General features: G+C 69.1%; 13 protein-coding genes. 6 read left to right on the forward strand and 7 right to left on the reverse strand.

Annotation, left to right across the window (positions count from 1 at the left end):
- Positions 1–119 precede the first annotated feature (119 nt).
- On the forward strand, positions 120–2,000 hold the full coding sequence (locus AAFF32_RS09515) for a prolyl oligopeptidase family serine peptidase (RefSeq protein ID WP_342317146.1): 1,881 nt from the start codon (positions 120–122) through the stop codon (positions 1,998–2,000).
- Between the two features lies 1 nt (position 2,001).
- Here the strand turns inward: AAFF32_RS09515 and fdhD are convergent, their stop codons facing one another.
- From fdhD to AAFF32_RS09530, 3 genes are read right to left on the reverse strand one after another with little or no spacing between them, the layout of a single operon-like run.
- Positions 2,002–2,820 carry a formate dehydrogenase accessory sulfurtransferase FdhD gene (gene fdhD, locus AAFF32_RS09520; protein ID WP_342317147.1) on the reverse strand — a complete coding sequence of 273 codons (819 nt, stop codon included), beginning with the start codon at positions 2,818–2,820 and terminating at the stop codon, positions 2,002–2,004.
- Entirely contained in the window at positions 2,817–3,053 is a 237-nt protein-coding gene (locus tag AAFF32_RS09525; protein WP_342317148.1) for a hypothetical protein, read from the reverse strand. The genes fdhD and AAFF32_RS09525 overlap by 4 nt, the downstream gene beginning before the upstream one ends.
- Positions 3,050–5,293 carry an FdhF/YdeP family oxidoreductase gene (locus tag AAFF32_RS09530; protein WP_342317149.1) on the reverse strand — a complete coding sequence of 748 codons (2,244 nt, stop codon included), beginning with the start codon at positions 5,291–5,293 and terminating at the stop codon, positions 3,050–3,052. The genes AAFF32_RS09525 and AAFF32_RS09530 overlap by 4 nt, the downstream gene beginning before the upstream one ends.
- A 149-nt stretch (positions 5,294–5,442) precedes the next feature.
- Between AAFF32_RS09530 and AAFF32_RS09535 the strand changes: the two genes are divergently transcribed.
- Both AAFF32_RS09535 and AAFF32_RS09540 read left to right on the forward strand, forming a co-directional pair.
- The gene (locus AAFF32_RS09535) at positions 5,443–6,354 is read left to right on the forward strand and encodes a DUF2785 domain-containing protein (RefSeq protein WP_342317150.1); all 912 of its coding nucleotides are present in this window, start codon (positions 5,443–5,445) and stop codon (positions 6,352–6,354) included.
- 94 nt (positions 6,355–6,448) lie between these two features.
- The gene (locus AAFF32_RS09540; RefSeq protein WP_342317151.1) at positions 6,449–6,907 is read left to right on the forward strand and encodes a hypothetical protein; all 459 of its coding nucleotides are present in this window, start codon (positions 6,449–6,451) and stop codon (positions 6,905–6,907) included.
- Positions 6,908–6,984: 77 nt separating this feature from the next.
- Here the strand turns inward: AAFF32_RS09540 and AAFF32_RS09545 are convergent, their stop codons facing one another.
- The 4 genes from AAFF32_RS09545 to AAFF32_RS09560 all read right to left on the reverse strand — a co-directional run bounded on the left by AAFF32_RS09545 (position 6,985) and on the right by AAFF32_RS09560 (position 11,958).
- Complete coding sequence (locus AAFF32_RS09545) at positions 6,985–9,987, reverse strand: EAL domain-containing protein (RefSeq protein WP_342317152.1); 3,003 nt, start codon at positions 9,985–9,987, stop codon at positions 6,985–6,987.
- Positions 9,988–10,121: 134 nt separating this feature from the next.
- Entirely contained in the window at positions 10,122–10,511 is a 390-nt protein-coding gene (locus tag AAFF32_RS09550) for a response regulator (RefSeq protein WP_216959258.1), read from the reverse strand.
- Positions 10,504–11,661: an ATP-binding protein gene (locus AAFF32_RS09555; RefSeq protein ID WP_342317153.1), complete on the reverse strand. Its 1,158-nt coding sequence runs from the start codon at positions 11,659–11,661 to the stop codon at positions 10,504–10,506. Before AAFF32_RS09555 ends, AAFF32_RS09550 begins: the two co-directional genes overlap by 8 nt.
- A 117-nt stretch (positions 11,662–11,778) precedes the next feature.
- Positions 11,779–11,958, reverse strand: a complete 180-nt coding sequence (locus AAFF32_RS09560) for a hypothetical protein (protein WP_216959254.1) — start codon at positions 11,956–11,958, stop codon at positions 11,779–11,781.
- A gap of 189 nt (positions 11,959–12,147) precedes the next feature.
- Between AAFF32_RS09560 and AAFF32_RS09565 the strand changes: the two genes are divergently transcribed.
- The 3 genes from AAFF32_RS09565 to AAFF32_RS09575 are packed head-to-tail and all read left to right on the forward strand — an operon-like array spanning position 12,148 to position 15,894.
- Positions 12,148–13,941: an ATP-binding protein gene (locus tag AAFF32_RS09565; protein ID WP_342317154.1), complete on the forward strand. Its 1,794-nt coding sequence runs from the start codon at positions 12,148–12,150 to the stop codon at positions 13,939–13,941.
- On the forward strand, positions 13,938–14,378 hold the full coding sequence (locus AAFF32_RS09570) for a response regulator (protein WP_216959249.1): 441 nt from the start codon (positions 13,938–13,940) through the stop codon (positions 14,376–14,378). The genes AAFF32_RS09565 and AAFF32_RS09570 overlap by 4 nt, the downstream gene beginning before the upstream one ends.
- A gap of 1 nt (position 14,379) precedes the next feature.
- On the forward strand, positions 14,380–15,894 hold the full coding sequence (locus AAFF32_RS09575) for a response regulator (RefSeq protein ID WP_254200174.1): 1,515 nt from the start codon (positions 14,380–14,382) through the stop codon (positions 15,892–15,894).
- The last annotated feature ends 41 nt before the right edge of the window (positions 15,895–15,935 follow it).

A 15,935-nucleotide genomic window follows, 5' to 3' on the forward strand; every position in this document is an offset into this window, starting at 1 on the left:
GCCCGACCCCATAGGCCGATCGTTGAGGCGCCGTTGCCGACTCTGGCCGACCGCTGCGCGGCGCCGCCGGAGCGGGTATCGTCCACCTGCACCCGGGGGAGCCGGCGCAGGGGGAAAACATGAAGCAGTGGATCGCGGCCGCGGCGCTGGTGCCGCTGGCCTGGGTGGCGGACGTGGGGGCGACCGGGCCCGCTTTGGCGGACTTCCTGAAGCAACCGCAGTACGAATCGATGACCCTGTCGCCGCGCGGCGACTACGTGGCGGCCCGCGTGCCCTTCGACGACCGCACCGTGCTGGCCATCCTGCGCCTGGCGGACATGCAGGTCACCGCGAAGATCGACCCGGGCCGCGACGGTTTCGTCGAATCCGAAACGTGGGTGTCCGACACGCGTCTGTTCGCCTCGGTCTCGATCAAGCTGGGCACGCTGGAGCAGCCGTACATGCTGCCCAACCAGCACTCGGTGGACGTGGATGGCCGCAACGGCCGCTCATTCCCCGGCTACATGATCGACCCGCTGATCGACGACCCCGAGCATGTGCTGACCTCGTACTGCCGCAAGGTCACCATCAACGATTGCTGGACACGCGTGCGCAAGATGCGCAGCGACGGGCTGGGCTCGCGCGAAGACATCGTCGACGCGCCGATTCCCAATGCCGATTTCCTCGCCGACCGCAGCGGCACGGTGCGTTTTTCCTGGAACACCGACGACGACGATCGCCAGCAGGTCTACCTGCTGCGCGACGGCACCTGGACGAAGATCAACGACGAGCAGGACAGCGGTATCGAGTCCACGCCCATCGGCACCAGCTACGACCGTCGCTACGGCTTCCTGTGGAGCGAACGCAAGCAGGGGCCGGACGTGATCGAGCGGATCGACCTGGTCAGCGGCGAGCGCACGGTGGTCGCCAGCGATCCCGATTCGGACCCGCAGAGCCTGGTGTGGTCCTTCGACGGGCACGAGCCCATCGGCGCGGTGTACGGCGGCATCCGGCCGCAGGTGCGCTTCTTCGACACCGCGCACCCGCACGCGGCGCTGTCGCGCGAACTCATCGATTCGTTTCCCGGTGAACTCGCGCGCGTCACCAGCGCCAGTCGCGACGGCCGCCGCGCGCTGGTCACCGTGACCAGTGCGGTGGAGCCGGAGCGCTTCTATCTGCTCGACACCGCCAGCGGCGATCTCAAGCTGCTGGCGCGCAGCCGGCCGTGGCTTGCGGCTTCCGCGATGCGGCCATCGACGCCGGTGACGTTCACCGCGCGCGACGGCGTGGTACTTCACGGATGGCTGAACAGGCCGGCAGGCGACGGCCCGCATCCGCTGGTGGTGATGCCGCACGGCGGGCCGTTCGGCGTCGCCGACGGCTGGGCGTTCGCCGACGACGTGCAGATGCTGGCCACGCGCGGCTATGCGGTGCTGCGCATCAACTTCCGCGGTTCGAAGGGCCGCGGCCGCGCGTTCATCGAGTCCGGCTACCGCCAGTGGGGCCGCGCGATGCAGGACGACCTTACCGACGCCACGCGCTGGGCAATCGAACACGGCGGCGCCGATGCGTCGCGGATCTGCATCTGGGGCGAAAGCTACGGCGGCTACGCCGCGCTGATGGGCGCCGTGCGCGAGCCGGAGCTGTACCGCTGTGTCGTCGGCATGGCCGGTCCCTACGATCTGCCCACGCTCTACCGCTGGGGCGACACGCAGCGTTCCGAATGGGGACGCGCGTACCTCGCGCGCTCACTGGGCGAGGACCAGGCGCAACTGCGCCAGGCATCGCCGACCGCGCACGCCGGCAGCATCCGCGCGCGGGTGATGCTGGTGCAGGGCATGCGCGATCGCCGCGTCTCGCCCGAACACCTGCGCGCGATGCGACGCGCCCTGGACGAAGCCAAGATCCCGTATGACGGCTACTTTCCTTCCGACGAGACGCACGGGTTCTACGGCGTGGAATCGCGCAGGAAGTACTACGAATCGGTGCTGCGCTTCCTGGATCGCAGCCTGGCGCGCTGAGTCAGCGCTCCGCGATCCGTCGCGGATGCGTGTAGACGTTGAGCGAATCGCCGCGCGCGAACGCAGCGAGCGTGACGCCCGCATCGTCGGCGGTGCGGATCGCAAGATCTGTCGGTGCGGAGATCGCCACGACCAGGCCGATGCCCGCGGTCGCCGCCTTGTGCACGATCTCGTACGACGCGCGTGAGGTGATGACGAGAAAGCCCGCGTCGGCCGCGAGCGGCGGCGCATGGCGGACCATTGCGCCGATCAGCTTGTCCAGCGCGTTGTGGCGGCCGACATCCTCGCGCACCAGCAGACCGCCGGCGTGCGCGAAGCCGGCCGCATGCACGCCGCCGCTGAGTGCGTTGAGCGGCTGCTGCCGTGCGAGTTCGACCAGTGCGGCGCGGATCGCGGCGATCTCCACCGTCGCGCCCGTCGCCACGCGCGGCACCGGGCGCAGCGCGGCCTGAAGGCTCTCCACGCCGCATAGCCCGCACCCACTGCGGCCTTCCATGCCGCGACGACGTTCCTGCAGCACATCGAAGCGCGCTTGCGGAATCGCCGCGTGCAACGCCACGCCCGTGTCGTGGCGCACCACGTCCACCAGCCTGAATTCCGCCGGCTCCGCCACGATGCCTTCGCTCAGCGCGAAGCCGAGCGCGAAGTCCTCCAGCGATTCGGGCGTGGCCATCATCACGGCGAAGGACTCGCCGTTGTAGAGCAGGGCGACGGGCGCCTCGACGATGACGTGGTCTAAGTGCGGCGCGCGGCCCGCGTGCGGCGCGCGATCGTCGGCATGCAACCGCAATGCCTGCACGGATTGCAGCGGCTCGTTCATGCCGCGTCCACCAGTTGCCGTCCCTTCGCGGTGAGCCACAGCACGGTGCGCCCACCGTCCTGGCGGCGTTCGACCAGATCCAGTCCGTCGAAGCGCGGATCGTCGCCCAGCGCCGCAAGCAGGCGTTGCAGCTCGCTCAGGCCCAGGTGCAGGCGCTTGGCGACGCGGTGGATCGACTGGCCGTCTTCGGACTGCAACAGGCGCAGCAGCGCGAGCGCGTCGTCGTCGCTCATGCCGGCGTGCTCCGGCGCAGGCGCACGGGGATGGACTTGGACGCCGGCGTGCGCGCGCGTTCGGCATGGTGGTCCAGCGGCACCAGCGCGTTGGTCTCGGGGAAGTAGCTGGCCAGGCAGCCGGACGGGATGTCGTATTCGACCAGGCGGAAGTCGCGCACGGTGCGCTCGCCGTCGTGCCAAACCGATGTGATGTCGACATGCTCGCCGTCGCGCAGCCCGAGGCGCGCCAGGTCGGCCGTCGAGATGAAGCACACGCGGCGCAGCCCGTGCACACCGCGGTAGCGGTCGTCCAGTCCGTACACCGTGGTGTTGTACTGGTCGTGGGAACGCACCGTCATCAGTTGCAGCACCTCGTCCTGCGCGCGGTGCGCATCGAGCGCGTGTGCGAAGAAGCCGGCCTTGCCGCTGGCGGTGGGGAACATGCGCGATCGGCCGGGATGGTGCAGGTGGAAGCCACCGTCGGTGCGCACGCGTACGTTGAAGTCGGCGAAGCCCTCGATCACGCGCGCGATGCGGTCGCGGATGCGGTCGTAGTCGCGCACCAGTTCCAGCCACGGCGTGCGGCTGCCCGGCAGCGTGGCGGCGGCCAGGTGCGCGATGATCGCCGGTTCCGACATCAGGTGCTCCGACGCGGGCGGATTCATCCCCGACGACAGGTGCACCATGCTCATCGAATCCTCCACCGTCACTGCCTGTGGGCCGTCGGCCTGCAGGTCGATCTCGGTGCGTCCCAGGCACGGCAGGATCAGCGCGTCGCGTCCGTGCACCAGGTGCGAGCGGTTGAGCTTGGTGCTCACGTGCACGGTGAGTTCACATCGCCGCAGCGCTTCATGCGTCAGCGCCGTGTCAGGCGTGGCGGCGGCGAAGTTGCCGCCCATCGCGAAGAACACTTTCGCCCGGCCGTCGTGCATGGCCTGGATCGCGGCGACCGTGTCGAAGCCGTGCGCACGCGGCGGGGCGAAATCGAACTCCGCGCCAAGGCGATCGAGGAATATGGCCGAGGGCTGCTCGTAGATGCCCATCGTGCGGTCGCCCTGCACGTTGGAATGCCCACGCACCGGGCACGGTCCCGCGCCCGGCCGGCCGATGTTGCCGCGCAGGAGCAGCAGGTTGCCCAGCATCTGGATCGTCGCCACGCTGCGCGCATGCTGGGTGATGCCCATGCCCCAGCACACGATCGTGGCCGTGCTGTCCAGGTAGGTGCGCGCGGCCTGTTCGAGGTCGGCGCGCGACAGGCCCGATTCGCGTTCCAGCGCGTCCCATTGCGTCGCGCGGACCGTGGCGGCGAAGTCCTCGTAGCCGTGCGTATGCGCGTCGATGAACTCGCGATCCACCGCGCCGCTCTCGATCACGACCTTGCACAGCGCCGTCGCCACGGCGAGATCGCCGCCGATGCGCGGCTGGTAGTACTCCGACGCCAGCTGCGTGCTGCCGCCGCCGAGCATGTCGGCCGGCGACTGCGGGTTGGCGAAGCGCTCCAGCCCACGCTCGCGCAGCGGATTGAAGGCGACGATGCGGCAGCCGCGTTTGGCCGCGCTGCGCAGTTCGCCGAGCATGCGCGGGTGGTTGGTGCCGGGGTTCTGGCCGAAGATGAAGATCGCCTGGGCTAGCTCGAAATCCTCCAGCGTCACCGAGCCCTTGCCGCTGCCGAGCTGTTCGGTCAGCGCCACGCCCGAGGCTTCGTGGCACATGTTCGAGCAGTCGGGCAGGTTGTTGGTGCCGAACTCGCGCACGAACAACTGGTACAGGAAGGCGGCTTCGTTCGACGTGCGCCCCGAGGTGTAGAAGATCGCCTCGTCCGGCGAGCCGAGCGTGTTCAACGCGCGCGCGATGGAGGCGAACGCTTCGTTCCACGCGATCGGCCGGTAACGATCGCTGGCCGCGTCGTACAGCATCGGCTCGGTGAGACGGCCCTGTGCTTCCAGGAAGTGGTCGTCCTGCTGGTCGAGCCAGGCGACGGTGTGCTGTTCGAAGAACGCGCGCGTGACGCGTTTGGAGGTCGTCTCGTTGGCGACGGCCTTGACGCCGTTCTCGCAGAATTCGAAGGTCGAATGCGGATTGCGGTCGGGCCAGGCGCAGCCCGGGCAGTCGAAGCCGCGCGGCTGGTTGGCGCGCAGCAGCGTGGAGGCGCCCTTCATCACGACCTGTTGGTCGCGAAGTGCCTGCCAGGAACTGCGCAGCGCGTCCCAGCCGCCGGCGGGCTTGAGGTAGTGTTCGATGGGCTTCTTGTGGGACATCGCGATGCGGCGGGGCGGCCGTGCGGCCGGCATGCGCGCATGATAGGCCCGCGCGCGCCGCGCGGCGATGACGACGGGTGAAAGCGGCGCGGTGCGGTGGCATAGTCGCCGGGCCGTGCCGCAAGGCGCCCCGCGCTGGACCCGATGACATGCGCCATCCGCCGATCCTTTTTTCCACGGTCATGACCGTCTGCCTGTCGTTCGGCGCGTGCGCGAGCGCGTCCGCCGCGCAGGCGTGTCCGCCCGACGGCTGGCCGGTGGAGCGGCTGGAGTCGCTGAAACAGGGCGGTTTCGTCATCGCCGATGCGAACGAGCGTGCCGCGCTCGCGCTGGCGCTCACCGATTGCCTCGCGGCGCCCGACCCGGGCCTGCGCGATGGCATCGCCTTCGAAGCGCTCTCCGGCTGGATGCGCAAGGGCGAGCTGCCGCCGGAGACTCTGCGCGCCATGCGCGAGCGCCTTTACGCGATGCTGGGCGCGCCCGATGCGGACGGCTACGCATGGCCGTTCGCGGCGCTGGTGCTGTCGGAGGTCGCGCGCACCGATCGCCTCGCGCCGTGGATGACGCCCGCCGAACGTTCGACGATGGTGCTGCGCGCGGTCGCGTACCTGGAATCGGTGCGCGATTACCGCGGCTTCGAACCGGACGAGGGCTGGCGCCACGGTGTCGCGCACGGTGCCGACTGGCTGATGCAGCTCTCGCTGAATCCGGCGCTGGACGGACCGCAGCTGCATCGCATCGTCGATGCGGTGGCGACGCAGGCGGTGCCCGCGTCGGGCGTGGCGTATGTCTTCGGCGAGCCGCAGCGGCTGGCGGCGCCCGTGGTGTACGCGGCGCAGCGCGCGATTCGCGACGAGGCCGGCTGGACGGCGTGGTTCGCGGCCCTGGTCACGCGGTTGGGCGATCCGTCGTTGGCCTGGCGCGACCCGCAATGGTTGGCACGGCGACACGATCTGGTGGCCTTCCTGCAGGCGGTCTACGTCGAGGCCGACCAGTCCGCCGACACACGCGTGCGCACGCTGCTGCCCGGCGTGGTGGCCGCCCTGAAAACGCTTCCCTGACGCGCGGCGGGCGGTTTTCAGAACGTTCCGATTCAAGCGCCCGCGCGTTCTGCCGAGGATGGCTCTTCATTCCGGAGCCAGGGTCGGCCCCACCATGTCTTTCTCCCCGAGGGGCAACGAGTTGTGTCCACGCTGCGGCGAGCGCGTGCGCAGCCTGCGTCTGTCCGACGAGATCGTTCGCCATCACCAGTGCCTCGAGTGCGGCTACCGCTACGAGAACCTGCATGATCCAAGTGAGGATCACGGGCAATTGGAGCCTTTCGAATGCCTGAAGGCGTTCGATGAGGCCGATCGCGACGGCATCGAAACGCTGATCATGCTCCTGCTGGGCAGCGGCACGCTGGACAGCGCACTGGAACTCACCTCGCGCACGCTGGCCGACATGGTGCGCGAACACGGCGCGCCGTTTTCGACGCTGCGCGGGTTCACCTTTCCTGCGTGCAAGTGGCGCATCGCACGCACGCTGCGATCCGCGTCGTACCTGGTGGTGATCGACCAGGGGCAGTGGCGCGTGTGCTTCACGATGCGGCGGCTGTATCCGACGTTGACCTGAGGCGCGTGGAATGCCGCACCCGAGCCCCGCTCGCGCGAGCGGAGAGGTGCCGGCAGGCGGTGCCCTTTGCCGAAGCGTCAGCGCGAATGCGTCCCCGACGCCTGCCACGGCCCGTCGATCCAGTCGCGCATCGTGCGCAATTGCTCGATCGCTTGTGCGAGCGGTGCGGGGCGGTGGATGCCGAAGCCCTGCACCTGGTCGCAGCCGTGCGCGGCCAGCCATTCGAACTGCGCCTGCGTCTCCACGCCTTCGCCGACCACCTTCAGCCCCAGGCCGTGCCCCAGCGTCAGCAGCGCATCGCAGATCGAGGCGCTGCGTTCGTCGCGATCGACGTCGCGCACGAACGAGCGGTCCAGCTTGATCGCATCCAGCGGCAGCTGCTTGAGGTAGGACATGCTCGAAAACCCCGTGCCGAAGTCGTCCAGCGAAATGCACACGCCGGCGTCCTGCAGGCGGCGCAGGGTATCCAGCGCCTGCTCCGGACGCGTCATCAGCACGCTCTCGGTCAGCTCGATGTGGAGCGCGCCGCGCGGCAGTTCGTAGTCGGCCAGCGTGCGCTCGATGTCGTGCGCGATGTCGCCGTCGATGAACTGGATCAGCGACACGTTCACTGCCACGGGCAGATCGCCGAATCCGGCGCGGCCCAGCAGACGCTGCGCCGCGGCGGCTTCGCGCATGGCCCAGCGGCCCAGCGGGACGATCAGGCCGGTGTCTTCGCAGATGCCGATGAACTGCGATGGCGGCAGGTAGCCGCCATCACTCTGCGGCCAGCGGATCAGCGTTTCCAGACCGGCCGGCCGTGAGCGCCCGACATCCCACAGGATCTGGAAATGCAGCTCGAACTCGTCCGCGTCGATGGCGCGATGGATGCGGCCGGCCAGGCGCAGGCGGTCGCTGGCGTGGCGCGCCATGCCCGGTTCGAACACCACGACGGGACGGTGCTCGGTGCGGGCCACGTGCGCCGCGAGCCCGGCGTTGCCGATGGCCTGGGCGGCCTGGTGTTCGCCGGCGCGCAGGTCGGCCACGCCGATCCACGATTCCAGACGGTGCAGCGTGTCCTCACCGGGGATCGGTCGCGCCAGCTCGCGTTGCAGATTCTGCAAGGCCTGATCCCAGGCCTGCGCGGGACACACCACCAGCGCGAACTCGTCGCCGCGCACGTGGCCCGCGGCGCCGAAGCGCTCGCCCAGGCGCGCCACGCGCGTGGCCATCGCGCGCAGCGTGTCGTGCCCGGCTTCGCGGCCCAGGCTGTCCTCGATCAGCTCCAGCCCTCGCAGCTGGATGCTCGCCACGCGGCAGGGCCCCGGCGCCATCGCATCGATGCGCTGCGCCAGCGCGTCGGCGTTGGGCAGGCCGCTGGTCATGTCGTGGCTGGCGCGATACGCCAGCTCGCGCTGCTGCGCCATCCGATCGGTCACGTCCTCGGCGAGCACGAGCCGCGCGGGCCGGCCGCGCAGCTCGATGTCGGTGGCGTACACGCGCGCTTCGAGCAGGCGTCCGTCCTTGCGCCGGTGCACCCACATGCGCGCTTCGTCGTGGTGCGCGCCCGCGTGTCGGTCAAGATCCTCCATCACTTCATGGCGATGTTCTTCGGGGCGGATGTCGAAGATCGTCATGGCGAGGAACTCCTCGCGCGTGTAGCCGTACTGCGCGATGGCCGCCTCGTTGACCTCCAGGAACCGCAGCGTCTCCACGTCGAACACCCAGAACGGCAGCGGGTTGCGCTGGAACAGCAGGCGGAACTGGCGTTCGGTGTCCGCCAGCGCCTGCTGCGCTTCCATTCGCGCGGTGATGTCCATGACCGTGCCGCTCATCTGCTCGGTGCCGTGCGGGCCGATGACCGCGGCGCCGCGCGCAGAAATCCAACGCACGACACCGTCGTCGCCGAGGATGCGGTAGTCGAGCGAGTACGGCTCGCCGTTGCGCCAGGCCTGGGCGAAATCGGCGGACACGCGCTCGCGATCGTCCGGGTGCACGCTTGCGTAGAAGTCCTCGATCGTCGCGTCGTGGCGATCGCCACGCAGCCCGACCAGTTCCGCCACCTGGTCCGACCAGCGGATCGTGCCGCTGCGATCGGCGCTCCAGGTGCCGGTGCGGCCCAGTTCCTGCGCGCGGCGCAGGCCTTCGGCGGTTTCGGTCAGGCGTTTCAGCATGGCGGCGTTGTCGCGCGCGTTGCGCTTCACCACGCGCACCAGGTACGCCAGACCGACCAGATACAGCGCGTACAGCACGGTGCCGGCGATGACCAGTCGCCACCAAGGCGCGAGTACGCTGGTGCGCGGCAGGCCCACGTTGACGTGCAGCGGATAGCCGGGCACCGCACCGGACGCGGTGATGCGCGCTACGCCGTCGCCGTATCCGGTGCCGGACTCGACCGAGCGTGGCTCCACCTGCGCGGCCACGAAATCGTCGTCGCGATCGCCCACGTACTGCAGGCCGCGGTTGTCGGCGACGATGCGCGATTGCGCGTCGGCAAGCTGGATGAGGCGACGGCGGTCGCCTTCGAGGTGGCGGATGAGCCCGTGCAGCTCCTCCGTGCGCAGCCGCGCGATGATCCAGCGGTCGCCGCGCATCGGCACCGCCAACGGCAACAGCCATCGGCCGCCATGCCGTTGCAGTGGGCCGACGGACATCGATCGCGCGTGCGCACGTGCGCGTTGCAGGTCCGGCCAGCGCGCGAACTCCGGCTCGCCGCGTCCGCCGCTCAGCGGGCGGCCGCGCGCATCGGTGAGCTCCAGGCTTTCCAGCTCCTGCTGGCGCTGCGCGACGCCGGCGAAGGATTCGGCGACGAGGGGCAGGGCGTGCTCCGGTGCGGTGTCCTCGATGCGCTGCGCATCGCCGGCGATGCCGAGCATGGCCCGTTCCAGGTTGCGAAGCTGCAACCACACCAGTCGTCCCGCGCCGGAGGTGAGGGCGAGGTTCTGCTGCTCCGCGGCGACCAGGCGATTGCGCCGATCAGACGCGGCGACCACGACCAGCACGATGCCCAGCACCACCGCCAGCCCGAGTCCGAAGGCCAGTACGGCAGCGGCCGACTGGGTGCGGCCTGGCGCGGTGCTGGAGGCTTCGGCGGAAGGCATCGCGTGTGCGGTGGTCGGTGTACCGGAGGATGAGGTGGTATTCGGGACGCTGCGATGTGACAACGCCGTGAGCGCACGTTGACGTGCGCCGGCATGGCGCGTCTTCCACGGTATCGGCCGATGCGGCCGGTTCTTCAGCCCGGTACGCGGGCCAGCGCCGGTTCGCAGGAGGGCACGTGTTCGCGCAGCAGTTCCAGCAGTTGCGGAATGCGATAGGGCTTGGGCAGGAAACCCACGTTGGCCGGCAACGCCGGCAATTGCGCGCGGGCGAAGCCGGAGACCAGGATGATGCGGGCATCGGGCTGCAGCCGGGCCGCATGCGTGGTCAGATCGATGCCGGACATGCCGCCGGGCATGCTCACATCACTGACCACGACGTCGAATCGCCCCTGTTCCAGCGCGGCCACGGCCTGCGGGCCGTCGGCGGCGAGCGTGACGCGGTAGCCGGTCAGGCGCAGCGCTTCGCCGACGAGCATGCGCAGGTCGTCCTCGTCCTCCACCAGCAGGACGTCGTGCTCAGCCATCGTTGCACTCCGTGCGTGCGGGCAGGTGCATGCCGACCGTCGTGCCCTGGCCGGGCGCGCTGCGCAGCAGCACGAAGCCGCCCGATTGCGCAACGAATCCGTACACCTGGCTCAGTCCCAGTCCGCTGCCACGGCCGATGTCCTTGGTGGTGAAGAAGGGCTCGGCCGCGCGCTCCACGGTGTCCGCGCTCATGCCTTCGCCGTTGTCGATCACCTCGATGGCCAGGTAGTCGCGCGGCTCCGCATCGGGCGTGTCCGGCGGCGCGCGACGGACCTTGCGCGTGCGCACCGTGATCGTGCCGCCGCCGGGGAGGGCATCGCGGCTGTTGGCGACGAGGTTCAGCACCGCGGCCTCGAACTGCGTCGCGTCCACTTCCAGCTGCGGCATGTCCTCGCCCAGCTCGAAGGCGCACTGGATCGAGGGCCCGCACGCGCGCCGATACAGTTCGGCCGAAGACGCCAGCAGGTGGTTGACGTCGTGCACCTCCGGCGCCAGGTTCTGTGCGCGTGCGAACGCCAGCAACTGACGGGTGAGCAGGGCGCCGCGGTCGGCGGCGCGCTGGGCGGCTTCGACCCACTCGCCCGTGCGCGCGTCCTGCGCGTGCTGCAGGTTGATCAGGTCCAGGCTGTTGACGATCACCGTCAGCAGATTGTTGAAGTCGTGCGCCAGGCCCAGCGTCAGCTTGCCGATCGCCTCCAGCTTCTGCGATTGCACCAGCGCCTTCTGCGCGTCCTGCAGGCGCAGCTGCGCCTCGTAGCGCTCGGTGACATCGCGGGTCACCTTGGCGAAACCGATCAGCTCGCCGTCGTGCCAGATCGGATCGATCACCACGCTGGCACGGAAACGCGTGCCGTCCTTGCGCAGGCGCCAGCCCTCGGCCTCGAACTTGCCTTCGGTGCGCGCGCATTGCAGACCGCGCTGCGGTTCGCCCTTGACCACGTCTTCGGGCGTGTAGAAGCGGGAGAAATGCTGGCCGACGATCTCGCTGTCGGTGTAGCCCTTGATGCGCTCACCGCCGGGATTCCAGCTGCGGATGTAGCCGTCGGGGTCGAGCATGTAGATGGCGTAGTCGGTGACGCTGCCGATCAGCAGCGCCAGTTGCCGGGCTTCGTCGTCCAGTCCCCTCAACGAGGGTCCGCCCACGGCCACGCCGCTTTCATGCGGCGGCCGCGCGGGAATTGCGTCGACCAATGTCACATCCCCCTTTCGTCGGGCGAGACTAGTTTGCACGGCGTTAAATTTCCGTGCACCGGCGCACGACCACGATCAATGATGCGTCGAAGAGGGCGGGGCTTCGTGTCCTGCGTCCAGCGCGGTATCGCGCAGCGGCGGCGTCAGGTCGGCCCCCTGGCCGGGCTGATCGTCGCGGTCGTCGGGCTTGCGCAGCTCGCCCTTGCGCGTGTCGGCCTCGTCCAGGCCAGATGGGTCGCGATGGAGTTTGCTCATGGAAAGCGCGGTGGGGTGCTGGTGACGCAGCAGAGCACAATCGCCGCCCACGCCAGGTGAAACCCGGCGTCCACGCAGTCAAAAGGCCGATGTCGCAAACCGGTCCACATGATCTTCACCTGACGCACGCGCGGGCATCCGTTAGGATCGGCCGCTGTTCGCCGGTGACTTCGCCGGTTCAGGGGACCGATGGAAACGACCATGACTCGCTTCGGGTGGGGACGATGGAGGCTGCCGCTGCTCGCGGCCGGCATCGTGCTGATCATGGTCACGCCGTTCCTGCTGCTGCAGCGCCTGTCGGAGCAGAACCTGCAGGCGGCCGACGCGGTGGCCCACACGCACGAGGTGGAAACCGCCGTCGCCCAGCTGGCGCTGACGGTGCGCGAGATCGAATCCTCCGGCATGTTGATCGCGCTGGGCGTGGACCAACCGCTGGCGCGCGAGCGCATGGCCTCCGGCAAGGTGGAGCTCGGCCCGCAGTTCGACCGGCTCACCCGCCTGACCGCCGACAACCCCGAGCAGCAGGTGCTGATCGGACGCCTGCGCGAGCTGGTGGAAAGCCGCGTGGACACGATCGAGGACTTCCTGCGCGGTGACCACCGCGATGGCGCGCAGGCGCTGATGCCGCTGGTGTCGCGCTTCGCGATCCGGCCGGCATTGCAGGAAATGCTGCGCAACGAGCAGGCACTGTTGGCGCAGCGCAATTACGACGCCGAATCGCAGCGTCGCAACGCAATGTGGCTGAGCTGGGCGGCGATGGCGGTGCAACTGCTGCTGGTGGGCATCGTGATGCTGCTGCTGGGCCGGCAGATCGCCAGCCGCATTCGTGCCGAGCAACGCTCCAGCCGCGCCAGCGAGCGCGCGATGGCCGTGCTGCAGACGGTGCGCGAACCGATCGTGCTGTTCGACGACGACCAGCGCATCGTCATGCACAACGCCGCGTTCGCCGAGATGTACGCGATCCCGGGCGACGGCCCGCACGCACTCGCCGACGCAGGCGGCGCATGGAACGATCCCGTCCTGCAGCAACGCCTGCGCGACGTGCTGCAACGCGGGCGCGAGCTGTGGGACTTCGAGCACGAGCAGCACCAGCCCGACGGTACCGCGCGCACCGTGCTGCTGAACGCGCGGCGCATGCCGCTGCCGGACGTGGACGACCATGTCGTGCTGATGACGGTGTCCGACGTCTCCGCGCAGAAGGCCACGAACCAGAAGATCGCCGAACTCAACCGCCAGCTGGAAGGCAAGGTCGAGCAGGTGTCGGAAGTGAACCGCGAGCTGGAAGCCTTCAGCTATTCCGTCTCGCACGACCTGCGCGCGCCGTTGCGCCACGTGGCCGGCTTCTCCGACAAGCTCACCCGTCATCTGGGTGAGGGCACCGACGAGAAGACGCGGCATTATCTGGACGTGATCGGCGGCTCGGCGCGGCGCATGTCGCAGCTGATCGACGACCTGCTGGTCTATTCGCGCCTGGGCCGTAGCGCACTGCGCCTGCAGGCGGTGGACATGCAGTCGCTGGTGGCCGAGACGCGCGCGATGCTCGACGCCGGTGCCGAAGCGCGCGCCACGCGCGTGGAGTGGCACATCGCGCCGCTGCCGATCCTGGTCGCCGACGAAAACATGATGCGCCAGCTCTGGGGCAACCTGCTGGGCAACGCGATCAAGTACTCCTCGCGCCGCGACGTGGCCGTGATCGACGTGGACCATCGCGTGCTCGATGATGGCAGCCACGAATTCACCGTGCGCGACAACGGCGCCGGCTTCGACATGGCCTACGCCGGCAAGCTGTTCGGCGTGTTCCAGCGCATGCACAAGCCCACCGAGTTCCCCGGCACCGGCATCGGCCTGGCGAGCGTGCGCCGCGTCCTGGCGCGCCACGGCGGCCGCATCCGCGCCGAATCCGCGCCCGGTGAGGGCGCGAGTTTCCACTTCACCCTGCCCGCGGCGCTGGATGCGCCCATCCAAGAGCGATCCATCGCATGAGCGAATACCGCACCATCCTGCTGGCCGAAGACAGCCACGCCGACGCCGAAATGGCGATCGACGCGCTGCGCGAGGCCAACCTCCTCAACCCCATCGTGCACGTGGAGGACGGCGTGGAAGCGCTGGACTACCTGCTACGCCGGGGCAAGTTCGCAGGTCGCGGCGAGGGCCTTCCCGCCGTGCTGCTGCTGGACATCAAGATGCCGCGCCTGGACGGACTGGAAGTGCTGCAGACGATCCGCCAGCACGACGAACTGCGCTGCCTGCCGGTGGTGATCCTGTCGTCCTCGCGCGAGGAAAGCGATCTGGCGCGCAGCTGGGACATGGGCGTGAATGCCTATGTCGTCAAACCCGTGGACGTGGACCAGTTCTTCCAGGCGGTGAAGACGCTGGGGACGTTCTGGGCCGTGATCAACCAGGCGCCGGAAAAGGCCTGACATGAACCAGGCCGCGCCTTCGCTGGGAGTCCTTCGCGTCCTCATGGTGGAGGACTCGTGGGAAGACGCCGAGCTGCTGAGCGAGCAGCTGCTGGAGTCGGGCCTTGCGGCGCAGTTCGATCGCGTCGACAGCGAGCGCGACCTGCGCGATGCGCTCGCGCGCGACCGCTACGACGTCGTGCTGTCGGACCTGTCGCTGCCGGGGTTCTCCGGCATGGAGGCGCTTCGCATCCTGCGCGAAGTCGACGGCGAGCTGCCTTTCATCTTCGTCTCCGGCACCATCGGCGAGGAGACCGCGATCGACGCGCTGCATCGTGGCGCCAACGACTACGTGCTCAAGCAGAACCCCGCGCGCCTGCCCAACGCGGTCGCGCGCGCCGTGCGCGAGGCGCGGACCGCGCGCGAACGCGAGCTGGCCGAAAAGGAACTGATGCGCTCGCAGCGCCTGGACTGCCTGGCGATGCTGGCCGCCGGCCTCAGTCACGACCTGCGCAACGTGCTGCAGCCGCTGCTGATCGTGCCGGACCTGCTCAACGCCTATAGCGAAGATCCGAACATCCGTCGCCTGTCGTCGCTGATCGCCGAGAGCGGTCGGCGCGGGCACGAGATGGCCGAATCCATGCTGGCCTTCGTGCGCGGCTCGCACCGCGCTAGCGAGGACGTGGCCGTCGCGCAACTGTTCCAGGCCGTCGCGCTGCTGTTGCAGGGCACGCTGCCGAGGAACATCGCGCTGGTGGTGGACCCGCTGGAGGAAGACCTCGTCGTCCACTGCAACTACATCGAGTTCCAGCAGTGCCTGGTCAACCTGGCGCTCAACGGCGTGCAGGCGATGAAAGAAGCGGGCGGCGAGCTGCGTCTGTCCGCCTCGCGCGGCCCGCACGAAAATGGTGAGCGGCTGTGCATCCGCATCTCCGATGCCGGTTGCGGCATGGATGCGCACACCCGCTCGCAGTTGTTCACCCCGTTCTTCACCACCAAGCCCGAAGGCACGGGGCTGGGGCTGCTGTCGTGCAAGCGCTTCGTCGATTCGCTGCAGGGACGCATCGAGGTCGAGAGCCAGCCGGGGCAGGGCACCGCGTTCGAACTGCACCTGCCGCTGCGTATCGTGATCGAAGGTGCGCAGGTGCCCGGGGAAACCTTCGCGGTCGGCAACGGGCAGCGGATCCTGCTGGTGGACGGCGATGGCACGCGCTTGTCGCTGCTGGCCAACGCGCTGGACAGCCAGGGGTATGAGCCGCTGATCGCGGTGGACGGTGCGGCCGCGTTGCGGTTGATCGAACGCGAGGGACTGCCGGCGCTGGCGATCATCGACAGCCAGATCCTGATGCTGTCGGCGGTGAGCCTGTTGCTTGCATTGCGCGATGCGGGCTTCGACGGTCCGGTGATCACGCTCGGCGATCCGGCCGATCCGCTGCGCCACGATGCGCTGCCGGACGATGAAGTGGCAGCGATACTGCTCAAGCCGTTGCAGATGGGGGCGGTGTTCCGGGCGGTGGAGAAGGCGTTGGCGCGTTGATGCCTTGCCGATAGCCGCAGTTGCGTGGCGCGGCATGAAGA

This window comes from Lysobacter sp. FW306-1B-D06B, from assembly GCF_038446665.1.
Taxonomy (GTDB): domain Bacteria; phylum Pseudomonadota; class Gammaproteobacteria; order Xanthomonadales; family Xanthomonadaceae; genus Lysobacter_J.